Consider the following 11,496-nt stretch of genomic DNA (forward strand, 5'->3'; position numbering starts at 1 on the left):
AACTGAAACTGAGGTTAATCTTGACTAACCGAGTTGTCCAGAGTCTAGGAAAGGAGTGCGGGTGACCAGCCCCGATTCTGCCACCCCGACACGTCGCGAACAGCTGAAGCAGCAGCGTCGCGATCAACTCCTGGCCGCCGGAGCGCGGCTCATCGCCGAGCGCGGATACCTCGGGATGCGCCTCGACGACCTGGGCGCCGCGGTAGGGATCAGCGGCCCCGCCGTCTACCGGCATTTCCCCAACAAAGAGGCGCTCCTGGTCGAGCTGCTGGTGGGGGTGAGCCGCCGGTTGCTGGAGGGTGGCAGCGCGGTCGTCGCCGGTGCGGACGACCCGCGGCGGGCATTGGCCGGCCTCGTGGAATTCCATCTCGACTTCGCGCTCGGCGAACCCGAGCTGATCAGCATCCAGGACCGCGACCTCGACAATGTCCCGCTCCCGGCCCGCCGCGAGGTCCGGCGCACCCAGCGCCGCTACGTGGAGATCTGGGTGGGAGTGCTGTGCGCGCTCACCCCGGAACTCGCTGAGGACACCGCCCGCGTCCAGGCCCACGCCGCCTTCGGACTGCTCAACTCCACCCCGCACAGTGTGGGCCCGGTCCGCGCCGACACCCGCCCGGTACTGCGCGCGATGGCCCTGACCGCCCTGACCGGCCCGATGCCGCACTGAGGCGCGGAGCCGATCCCACGCCACCGCCGCGTGTCATAGTCCCGCCGTAGGGTCGCGGCCATGTCCGAGCAGCGGTCCAACCCGCACGACGCCTACTTCCGAAAGGTCATGGCCCGCGCGACGAACGCGGCTTCGGAATTGCGCGCGGTGCTACCCGAAGCGATCACCACCCGCATCGACTGGCCCGCCCTGCAACTCCAGCCCGGCAGCTACGTCCACCCCGACCTGCGCAACCGCTTCAGCGACCTGCTGTTCCGCACCCGCCTCGACGGCCACCCCGCCTACATCTACATCCTGATGGAGCACCAATCCAGCAGCGATCGCTTCATGGCCTTCCGCATGCTCGAATACATGATCGCGATCTGGCGCCAGCACCTCACGGACAACGATCGCGCACACCGCACACACCGCGCGGGCAAGACCGCCACCCTGCCCGTGATCATCCCCTTGGTCGTCCACAACACCGCCGACGGCAATCCCTGGTCACCCCAGCACCCCACCGAACTCGCCGACCTGCTCGATCTCGACCCCGCCGCCCGCCGGGCGCTGGACCCCTACCTGCCCCGGCTGCGGTTCCTGCTCGACGATATCGCCGCCCTCGACCCCCGGGCGCTCCGTGAGCGCGACCTCACTCCCGCGACCAGGATCTTGCTGGTCCTGCAGCGGATCGCTCCCAGGAACACCACCCTCGGACACGATATGCTGGATTGGCTCGAAGACCTACGCGCCCTGGAATCCGGGCCGGACCCCCTCGGCGACTACCTGACCGTCCTGACCTACCTCATGACCGTCGGTGAAACCACCGAGACCGACCTCGCGACGGTTTTCGAACAACTCGGCCCACGGGCCAAGGAGGCGATAGTGACCACAGCAGACATGATCGAAGCCCGCGGGGAAGTCCGCGGAGAAGCCCGCGGCCGCGTCGAAGCGCTGCTCGAATTGGCGGCAGTGAAGTTCGGCGTACTGCCCGCTGCGGCTACGGACCGCATCCGTTCGGCCGATCCCGCTCGAGTCCGGATCTGGACGGCGCGGGTGCTGACCGCTGCCACCCTCGACGAACTGTTCGACTGAACGCGGAGCTTCCGCTGGTCGCGGGGCCCGGCCGCCGCTTCCCCGTGCCTGGGGTTCGCAGGGGTCAGGCCCGGGCGGCCGCCGCCTTCTCGCGAGCGGCGTCGGCGCGGTCGATATCGGCCAGGTCGAAGCCCTTGGTTTCCCGCACCACCAGGACCGCGACGGCGGTCACCGCGGCGGCTGCCGCCAGGTACAGCGCGATCGGTACCGCGGAATCGAATTCGTCGAGCAGTTTCACCGCGATCACCGGGGCCAGCGAACCCGCCACGATGGAGGTCACCTGATAGCCGAGTGAGACCCCCGAGTACCGCATCCGGGTCGGGAACATCTCGGCCATGATCGCCGGCTGCGGCGCGTACATGAAGGCGTGCGCGACCAGTCCGAGCATGATGGCGGCGGTGATGATCCAGCCGTTGCCGGTGTCCATCATCGGGAAGGCGACGAAACCCCAGGCGCCCGCCGCCACCGCGCCGGCGAAGTAGACCGGCCGCCGGCCCACCCGGTCGGTGAGCGCGCCCACCAGCGGGACCGCTACGAAATGCACGGCGTGCGCGGCGAGCAGCCACCACAGGATGTCGGAGGTGCTCATATCGTGCTGCACCTTGAGATAGGTGATGGTGAAGGTGACGACCAGGTAGTACATGATGTTCTCGCCGAACCGCAGTCCCATCGCGGTGAATACGCCCCGCGGGTAGCGTTTCAGCACCTCCACCGCGCTGAACGACGAGGACCGCACCTGTTCGGCCTCCTGCCGCGCGGCGGTGAAGATCGGTGCGTCGCTCACCTTGGTGCGCACGTAGTACCCGACGAGCACCACCACCGCCGACAGCCAGAACGCGACCCGCCAGCCCCACGACAGGAACGCGTCGTCGGACAGGGTGGAGGTGAGCGCCAGCAGCACCAGGGTGGCGAGCAGGTTACCGCCCGGCACCCCGGATTGCGGCCAGCTGGCCCAGAAGCCGCGGCTGCGGTTCGGGCTGTGCTCGGCCACCAGCAGTACCGCGCCGCCCCATTCCCCGCCGACCGCGAATCCCTGCAGGAACCGCAGCGCCACCAGCAGCGCCGGCGCCAGATAGCCGATCTGACCGTAGGTCGGCAGGCAACCCATCAGGAAGGTCGACGCCCCCACCAGGATCAGGCTGAACTGCAGCAGCCGCTTGCGACCGTATTTGTCCCCGAAATGCCCGAATACCAGGCCGCCCAGCGGACGCGCCGCGAATCCGACGGCGTAGGTGAGGAACGCCTTGAGGATCGCGTCGAGTTCACTGTCGGATGCCGGGAAGAAGATCTTGCTGAACACCAGCGTCGCCGCGGTGCCGTACAGGAAGAACTCGTACCACTCCACCACGGTCCCCGCCATGGACGCGGCGACCACCCGGCGTAACCCACGCCGTTCCGAAGGCGGGTTCCCGTCTGCCACGGTCGAATCGTCCACGCTCATCGCCAGCTCCTCACACGCTCCGACCCCGCAACGGCACCGGGGTCACAGGCGAGTATCACCCCGGGCGCCGTCCGTCAGAGGCGATTCGGCCGGGTTGATCCGGCGGGTGCCCGATGAGCGGGACCGGGTTGTCCGCGGCGGCCGACGGTTGCCGTCGAGGCCCCTGCCGAGTAGCGGGTTCGGCCCGGCCGACCCGTATCAGCGCGTGCGTCAGGTCCGTATCAGGCCGGTATCAGCCGGGGCGGCGACAGTCATCATCGAGCACAACGAAACCGACCGAGCGCGAACCGCCCGGCAGCAGAAGGAGCACACCATGTCCATCACCCAGGCCCAGCACGGCAAGGCGACCCTGCAGCAGACCCTCGAGGAGATCGTCTCCTCCGGTTTCCTGGGGATGACGCTGCGCGTCGACGACGAGAAGGGGGAGTGGACGGGTACCGCCGGGGTGAGCGAGCCGGGCGGTGACGCGACGCCGCCGATCGACGGCCATATCCGGATCGGCAGCAACACCAAGACCTTCACCGCGACCCTGGTGCTGCAGCTGGTGGCCGAAGGCAAGCTCACCCTGGACGCCCCGGTCGCGGACCATCTCCCCGAGTTCGGGTTCGACGAACGGATCACCGTGCGCATGGTCCTGCAGCACACCAGCGGAATCTTCAACTTCACCGGCGAATACTTCCCGGACGGTACGGTCGTGCCGGGCATCGCCTGCACCATCTCGGGTAAGGAGTGGGTGGACAACCGGTTCGCGACCTACCGGCCGGAAGAGCTGGTGCGGCTGGCATTGTCGAAGCCGGCGCGGTTCGAGCCGGGCACCGGCTGGAGCTATTCCAATACCAACTATGTGGTGGCCCGGCTGCTGATCGAGAAGGTCACCGGCCGTCCGGTCGCCGCGGAGATGCGACGGCTGATCCTGGAACCGCTGGGGCTCACGGGCACCGTGGCGCCGACCACCGAGACGGAGGTTCCCGAGCCGCACGCCCACGGCTACTACCGCTACGACGACGACGGTGTGGAGCGGACGGTCGACGTCACCCGCCACAACCCGTCCTGGATCAGCAGCGGCGGTGACATGATCTCGACCACCCGCGATCTGCATCTCTTCTTCTCCGCGCTGAACAGCGGCAAGCTCTTGCCGGCCGAACTGCTCGCCGAGATGCGTACCACCTATCCGACCGGAATCCCCGGGATGGACTACGGCCTGGGCATTTTCGTGCAGCAGACCGGCGACGGCGTCGTCATCACGCACAACGGTGGCGCGGCCGGGCACGGGGCGCTCATGTTCAGCACACCCGACGGCGGCAAGACCATGACCGCCGCGCTGAACTATGTGGACGACGCGGCGCTCTCGCTGTCGGCGGAGTTCCAGATGGCGACACAGCGGCTCGTCCGGGAGGTCTTCGGGCAGGCCGGAACGGATCGCTGAACCCGACTACCGTCGGGTGCACCGATCCGAGGACGACACGAGGAGACCAGTGAGCGGGGAGAGCGTTCCGGCGCGGGGTTTCGCCAGCGATAACAATGCCTCCGTACACCCGGAGATCATGGCGGCGCTGGCGGCCGCCAATGTGGGCCACCAGCCCGCCTACGGGGCGGATGTCCACACCGCCCGGCTCCGCGAGCTGATCGGACGTCATTTCGGTGAGCGCGCCGAGATCTATCCGGTTTTCAACGGCAGCGGCGCCAACGTGGTCGGGCTGCAGGCGATGTGCGACCGTTGGAGCTCGGTGCTCTGCCCGGAGACGTCCCATATCAACCGGGACGAATGCGGCGCACCCGAGAAAGTGGCCGGGCTGAAGCTGATCGCGGTGCCCACTCCGGACGGCAAACTGACCCCGGAGCTGGTCGACCGGTACGCGACGGGTTTCGGCGATCCGCATCACGCGCAGCCCCGGGTCGTCTCGATCACCCAGAGCACCGAACTCGGCACTCTGTACACGCCCGGCGAGATCACGGCCCTCGGCGAGGCGGCGCACGAGCGCGGCATGCTGCTGCATGTGGACGGTGCGCGGCTGGCCAACGCGGCCGCCGCGCTCGGCCTGCCGCCGCGTGCCTTCACCACCGACGCCGGGGTGGACGTGCTGTCCTTCGGGGGCACCAAGAACGGCCTGATGTTCGGTGAGGCGATCGTGGTGCTCGATCCCGGCGCGGTGCGCGGTGTGGAGTATCTGCGCAAGGCGGCGCTGCAGCTGTCGTCCAAGATGCGGTACCTCTCGGCGCAGTTCGTCGCGCTGCTGGAGGGCGACCTGTGGCTGCGCAATGCCCGGCACGCCAATGCGATGGCGGAGCGGCTGGCGACTGCCGCCGGCCGGGTGCCGGGTGTCGAGATCGCCCGGCCGGTCGAGGTCAACGCCGTGTTCGCGGTACTGCCCGCGGAGGTCACCGAGCGGCTGCGGCGGCAGTTCCGATTCCATCCCTGGGACACCCGCACCGGTGAGGTCCGGTGGATGTGCTCGTTCGACACCACCGAGTCCGATGTGGACGACTTCGTGGCCGCGCTCGCCCGGGAGATGGCCGTCTAACGCGCGGTCTCGTCCACTGCGGTGGCCGGGATCGCGCGTTCCACCGCCACCCGCACCAGTTCCTCCACCTGCTCGTCGGTGAAGACGCCGGGGAGTGTGAGACGTTCGAGGACCAGCCAGTTCAAGGCGAGGAACAGCAGGTTCACGGTGTTCTCGTCGCCCGGCATCCCGTTGTCCAGGTGGTTGCGGATATTGAAATCCAGGTCGGCGCGCACGCGTTCGGTGAGCAGGGCCTGCAGATCGGGTCGCCGGGTGGCCTCCAGCCGCAGTTCGAGAATGGCGAGGTAGCCGCTGCGGAACCGGCTGACCCGCCCGACGACCTCGGTCATGAGTTCGTGCACGGTCTCGCGGGAACGCAGCCCGTGCAGTTTGGCCATCGTCTCGTCATCGGGGACCAGCCGCTCGTAATACCGGTGTGCGACCTGGATCAGCAGGTCGTCGCGGTTGGAGAAGTAATTGGAGGCGGTCCCGGCGGGCACCTCTGCCTCCTTGTCCACCGCGCGGAAGGTCAGCCCGCGGGCCCCTTCGTCGGCCAGGACCTCGATCGACGCGTCCAGCAGGGCTCGCCGGCGTTCTGGATTCGTGCGCACCACTTGACACCACTCCATCTGTAGTACTACGGTTCAAATCACTTCGACCACAGTACTACAAGCGAAGTGGTTTTACAGGAAAGGTGGCGCCCCATGCGAAAGCAACACAGCACCTACCCCACCCGCAACGATCAGTCGCGGTTCGTAACCCGCCCGGTTCCGCCCCGCACCCAGGGTCCCGCCAAGGGCGGATGGCCCCGGCATATGAGGCGGGGCGCCCGGTAGTCCCGGACGGCCGGCCGGGAGCGATCCCGGCCGGCCTCCGGCGGTGCCGGAGAATTTCGAGGGATCCGAGAGGGAGTGTGGAATGCGCGGGAAACCGGCGAGCGGGACGAGTAGTACGAACAACCCTGAGGAGATCGGTGTGACGGATACCGACGTGATCATCGTGGGCGCCGGGCCGACCGGTCTGCTGCTGGCCGCGGAACTCCGGCTCGCCGGCGTGCGGCCGCTGGTGCTGGAGCGGCAGCCGCGGCCCCGCGACACCCCGAAGGCGGGCGGCCTCGGCGGCCAGATCCTGGAACTGCTGCGCTATCGCGGGCTGCTGGAGCGATTCGAGGCCGCCTGCACCGATCCCATTCCGGCGCCGCGGTTCCCGTTCGGCGGCGTGCATGTGGACCTCACCCAGTTGGCGGAATCGCCCATGCACGCGCTGCCGCTCCCGCAACAGCGGCTCGAGCGAGTACTGGGTGAGCGGGTGGACGAGCTCGGCGTCGAAATCCGCCGGGGACACGAGGTCCTGCACGTGAGCCAGGATGCCGGCGCGGTCACCGTCCGGGTGCGCGGGCCCGAGGGGGAGTACCGGGTGCGCGCCGGCTACCTCGTGGGCTGTGACGGTGCCCGCAGCCGGGTCCGCGAAATGGCCGGGATCGAGTTCCCCGGCACCGTATATCCCGAGGTCAACCGGCTGGCGCAGATCACCGTCCCCGATTCGGTGACCGTGCTCGGCAGCGGCGACCTCGAACTTCCCGGCGGTGCGACCGTCCGGGCGGGTTTCACCCGGACCGAGCGCGGGCTCTTCGGTATGGCGGCCTCGCCCACCTCGGACTCGCTGTCCGTCTACACCATCGAGGACGAGAGCGCCGAATACGACGACGATATCCCGATGACCGTCCCCGAACTGCAGGACAGCATCCGTCGTGTGCTCGGCGTGGATCTGCCGGTGGCGCAGACCTCGCGGATGTCGCGGTTCACCTTCAAGGCCCGGCAGGCCGACCGGTACCGGGCGGGGCGGGTCCTGGTGGCCGGTGATGCCGCGCATCTGTTCCCCGCCACGGGCGTGGCGCTCAACGCGGGCATGCTCGACGCGGTCAACCTGGCCTGGAAACTGGCCGCCGGAATCGAGGGCCGGGCGCCGGACGGTCTGCTGGACACCTACCACCGGGAACGTCACCACGCCGGTACCCGCACCATGCTGCACACCCAGGCGCAGGTCGCCCTGCGGCGCGGGACCGACCCGGCCGCCGAGGCATTGCGGGCAGTTTTCCAGGAACTGCTCACCGACGATCAACCGCTGCGGCGAATGGGCGCCCTGATCGCCGGCTCCGATATCCGCTACCCGCTGCCCAACTCCAACGATCACCCCGCGACCGGCACCTTCGCCCCCGACCTCACCCTGCACACCGAATCCGGCACCACCACCGTCGCCGAACTCATGCACACCGCGCGCCCACTCCTGATCGACCTCGCCGACCGTGCGGAACTCCGCGATATCGCCCGCGACCGGCCGCCGATCGAAATCCACACGGGCAAAACGGATGACCGCCCGGCCGATGCCCTCCTGATCCGCCCCGACGGCTGGATCGCCTGGGCCGCGGCGATCGGCGAATCGGCCGAATCGGCCGCCGCGGGTCTGGAGGAGGCGCTGTCGTACTGGTTCGGCCCGCGATCCGCGAGATGAGCCCGTCACCGCGGACCGCGGCGAACCACCCACCACCGAAAGGACCGGATATGCCGGACGTGAATCTCTGGAGTGAAGAATCCGGCGCCGGGACCGACACCCCGAGCTGGTCGTCGAGGGCAGCCACGAACCGGCCAAGCCGGGCCACAGCGCGCTCATCGCCGACGGGATTCCGGGAGCGCGGCTGATGATCGTGGCGGGAATGGGTCATACGTTGCCGCCCGAGGTCCACGAGGAATTGGCCACGGCCGTCCTCGCGCATACGGCGGAATGACGCTGCCCCGGCTCGGGCGGATGGTCCCGGCGGCGGGGTAGTAGGAGCGGGCTCGCGAGGATCAGCAGTCCCGCGATGACCAGTGCGGTTCGCGGTCCGGTGGCCCCGGCGAGCAATCCGCCGAGCGCGCTGAGAACGGCGATGGCGGCGGCGCTGCCGATCGACCAGGCCGACAGCACCCGGGCGATCCGGTTGTCCGGAGTGTGTTCGAGCCGGTAGGTGGCGAGCACCGGGTTGTACAGGCTCATGCAGACGATGATCGCGAGTTCGAGAGCCATCACCGTCGCGAGGCCGCCGATACCGGGTTGCACCGCGGCGAGGCCGATCAACCAGACCGCGCGCAGGGAACCGACCACCCGGAGGATCCGGTGCCGGCCGTACCGCGTCACCGCCCGCCCGGCCAGGCGGGACCCGATCAGCCCGCCGAGACAGGGGGCCGCGAAGGCAAGCCCGTACTGCCAGGGCGGGAAACCGAGGTCACGCAGCAGCAGGACCGCCAGCAGCGGCTCGGTGGCCATGATCAGTCCGGCGACCACCAGGTGATTGAGGTATAGGCCCCGGAGTCCGGGATGGGTGAGAATATGCCGCCAGCCGTCGAACAACTCACCCGCCCGGATCCGGCGCCCGCCGGTCCGGGGCGGGCGCGGCTCCCGGTCGCGGATCGCGAGGATTCCCAGCGCGGAGAGCAGATAACTCAGCGCATCGGCCAGTACGGTGACGACCGGCCCGAACAACCCGATCGCCGCCCCGCCCAGCGGCGGCGCGATCGCGATGGAACTCCAATTCGTCGACTCGAACCGGGCATTGGCCACCAGCAGATCCTCCGGCCGCACCACGGCTTTGAGGTACGCGCCGCTCGCCGCGCCGAAACCGATCTTCGCCCCGGCCACCACCGCCGACACCACCATCAACTGGGCGAAACTCAGCCCGCCCACGGCGTAGGCGGCCGGGACCGACAGCAGCACCGCGAACCGCGCCAGATCCATCGCGATCAGCACCGGTCGCTTCCGCCGGAACTCCACCCACGGCCCGAGCGGTACCGCGATCAGCGCCCCCACCGCGGGCCCGACCGCCGACAACACCGACACCTGAACCGTCCCGGTATCCAGCACCAGCACCGCGATCAGCGGTAACGCCCCGAACCCCAGCCCGGAACCGTAGGCGCTGACCGCATACGACATCCACAGCCATCCGAACCGCCGCCCCAAGGATCGTCTCGGCCCCAAGGTTCCACCTCCGGCTCGCCACACTCGCAGTCGATCGCCGAGATCGAAGCAACAGCGCGGGGCCGGATCAAACAACCGATCCGGTGTCGTGCACAACCGTTCGTTGTCCGCCGGTGTCACGACGCGCCCACGCCGGCCGACGCGCCGGGTAACTGCGTCGTACGCCCCCGGGCCCGCCCTAGGGTGTGCGGTATGGCCTCACTCTCCGATCCCGCGGTACGTGATTTCCTCAGCTACGGAACCCGCACCGCCAAAGTGGCTTTCACGGCCGCCGACGGGCGGCCGGTGGTGACTCCGGTGTGGTTCCTGCTCGACGGTGACGAGCTGGTTTTCAATACCGGGAAGGACACCGCGAAGGGGAAGGCGCTCCAGCGGGACCCGCGGATCGCGATGGTCGTCGACCTGGAGGAGCCGCCGTACGGGGCGGTGCAGGTGCAGGGGACGGTCACCCTGTCCGAGGACCCCGCCGAACTGCTGCGCACCGCCACCGCGATCGGCGGGCGGTATATGGGTACTGCCCGCGCGGAGGAATTCGGGCGCCGCAACGGGGTGCCCGGGGAGTTGCTGGTGCGGGTGAAACCGCACAAGGTGATCGCGTTCTTCGACGCCGTGGGCTGAACCGGGGAGACCGCGGGACCGGCGCCGACCGCCGGGCCGGGTATACGGGCCGGTGCCTAGACTCGCGGCATGACCGTGCACTTCATCGGGGCCGGACCCGGCGCCGCCGACCTGCTGACCGTGCGCGCGGTGGAGCTGCTGGGCCGGTGCTCGGTCTGCCTGTATCCGGGGACCTACCTGGATCCCGAGGTGCTGCGGCACTGCGCGCCGGAGACCGAGCTGATCGACACCCAGCGGCTGGACCTGGACCGGATCACCGAACATCTGGTGGCGGCGCACCAGGCGGGGCGGGACGTGGCGCGACTGTGCTCGGGCGATCCCTCCCTGTATTCCGCGCTCACCGAGCAGACCCGCCGCCTCGACGCGGCGGGGGTGCCGTGGGACGTCACCCCCGGTGTCCCGGCCTATGCCGCCGCGGCGGCAGCGCTGGGCGCCGAGCTCACGGTGCCGGAGGTGGCGCAGTCGGTGGTGCTCACCCGCACCCGGCTGCGGTCCACTGCCATGCCCGATACCGAAGCGCTGGCCGGGTTCGCCCGTACCCGGGCAACCCTGGTGCTGCATCTGGCGATCACCCGGACCCGGGAGCTGGCCGCCGAACTGTCGGAGCACTACGGAACCGACTGCCCGGTGGCGGTCGTGTACCGGGCGAGCCAGCCCGAAGAGCTGGTGCTGCGCGGGACGCTGTGCGATATCGCCGAGCGGGTCGAATCGGCCGGGCTGCGGCAGGCCGCGGTGATCGTGGTCGGGCGGGCGCTGGCGCCGGGCGCCGACTGTGCGCAATCGCACCTGTACGACCCGGCGCGTGATCGAGCACATCTGGGCTCGTAGCGCGGGCCGCGGGACCTGGTCGCGGTGGTTGTCGGTGCCCTCTGGTATGGGTGTGCGGACGGGTTGCCGGGGCCGGTTCGTTCCCTCCGGGCCCGGGTAGAGGCCGGTTGGTGAGCACGCGCGGCGACGGTAGATTGGATCGGTGGTCAGGAGTTCGGTAACCCGTGCGGCACGGCGTCGTGTGGCCGGTACCCGATGTAACACCTCCGGCCCGACAAACGGATAAGTCCGATGGACATTTTTGCCTGATCGATACGAGCACTGGGCCCGGAGCCGCAGACGCCATGGTATGAGCGTGCGCGTCGCATCCGGGTGTCGTCGGGGGAGCGCGCCTGCGCGTTCCGGAAGCGAGGTTACGG

10 protein-coding genes are annotated in these 11,496 nt (G+C 69.2%); 7 read left to right on the forward strand and 3 right to left on the reverse strand.

Annotation, left to right across the window (positions count from 1 at the left end; all coding sequences use genetic code 11):
• The first annotated feature begins 61 nt into the window (after positions 1–61).
• Positions 62–667: an SACE_7040 family transcriptional regulator gene (locus ACZ6SF_RS12800; RefSeq protein WP_466062205.1), complete on the forward strand. Its 606-nt coding sequence runs from the start codon at positions 62–64 to the stop codon at positions 665–667.
• Positions 668–727: 60 nt separating this feature from the next.
• Positions 728–1,738, forward strand: coding sequence for an Rpn family recombination-promoting nuclease/putative transposase (locus ACZ6SF_RS12805; RefSeq protein WP_466062206.1), 1,011 nt, complete (start codon positions 728–730; stop codon positions 1,736–1,738).
• Between the two features lie 64 nt (positions 1,739–1,802).
• Here ACZ6SF_RS12805 and ACZ6SF_RS12810 read toward each other — a convergent pair whose 3' ends face one another.
• On the reverse strand, positions 1,803–3,179 hold the full coding sequence (locus ACZ6SF_RS12810) for an MFS transporter (protein WP_466062207.1): 1,377 nt from the start codon (positions 3,177–3,179) through the stop codon (positions 1,803–1,805).
• A gap of 313 nt (positions 3,180–3,492) precedes the next feature.
• Between ACZ6SF_RS12810 and ACZ6SF_RS12815 the strand changes: the two genes are divergently transcribed.
• Positions 3,493–4,605 carry a serine hydrolase domain-containing protein gene (locus tag ACZ6SF_RS12815; RefSeq protein ID WP_466062208.1) on the forward strand — a complete coding sequence of 371 codons (1,113 nt, stop codon included), beginning with the start codon at positions 3,493–3,495 and terminating at the stop codon, positions 4,603–4,605.
• A 49-nt stretch (positions 4,606–4,654) separates the two neighbouring features.
• Positions 4,655–5,701 (forward strand): threonine aldolase family protein, encoded by a 1,047-nt coding sequence (locus tag ACZ6SF_RS12820; RefSeq protein WP_466062209.1) that lies wholly within the window; start codon positions 4,655–4,657, stop codon positions 5,699–5,701.
• Here the strand turns inward: ACZ6SF_RS12820 and ACZ6SF_RS12825 are convergent.
• On the reverse strand, positions 5,698–6,294 hold the full coding sequence (locus tag ACZ6SF_RS12825) for a TetR/AcrR family transcriptional regulator (protein ID WP_466062210.1): 597 nt from the start codon (positions 6,292–6,294) through the stop codon (positions 5,698–5,700). The two genes, ACZ6SF_RS12820 and ACZ6SF_RS12825, sit on opposite strands and share 4 nt — an antisense overlap.
• A gap of 361 nt (positions 6,295–6,655) precedes the next feature.
• On the opposite strand from ACZ6SF_RS12825, the gene ACZ6SF_RS12830 reads away from it, so the two are divergent.
• A complete protein-coding gene (locus ACZ6SF_RS12830; protein WP_466062211.1) occupies positions 6,656–8,191 on the forward strand; it encodes an FAD-dependent monooxygenase in 1,536 nt (511 codons plus the stop codon).
• Positions 8,192–8,398: 207 nt separating this feature from the next.
• Here ACZ6SF_RS12830 and ACZ6SF_RS12835 read toward each other — a convergent pair whose 3' ends face one another.
• Positions 8,399–9,715 (reverse strand): MFS transporter, encoded by a 1,317-nt coding sequence (locus tag ACZ6SF_RS12835; RefSeq protein ID WP_466062212.1) that lies wholly within the window; start codon positions 9,713–9,715, stop codon positions 8,399–8,401.
• A gap of 168 nt (positions 9,716–9,883) precedes the next feature.
• Between ACZ6SF_RS12835 and ACZ6SF_RS12840 the strand changes: the two genes are divergently transcribed.
• Both ACZ6SF_RS12840 and cobM read left to right on the forward strand, forming a co-directional pair.
• The gene (locus ACZ6SF_RS12840; protein WP_466062213.1) at positions 9,884–10,309 is read left to right on the forward strand and encodes a PPOX class F420-dependent oxidoreductase; all 426 of its coding nucleotides are present in this window, start codon (positions 9,884–9,886) and stop codon (positions 10,307–10,309) included.
• 69 nt (positions 10,310–10,378) lie between these two features.
• Positions 10,379–11,137 (forward strand): precorrin-4 C(11)-methyltransferase, encoded by a 759-nt coding sequence (gene cobM / locus ACZ6SF_RS12845; RefSeq protein WP_466062214.1) that lies wholly within the window; start codon positions 10,379–10,381, stop codon positions 11,135–11,137.
• Positions 11,138–11,496 lie beyond the last annotated feature (359 nt).

This window comes from Nocardia sp. NPDC049935 (assembly GCF_055586645.1).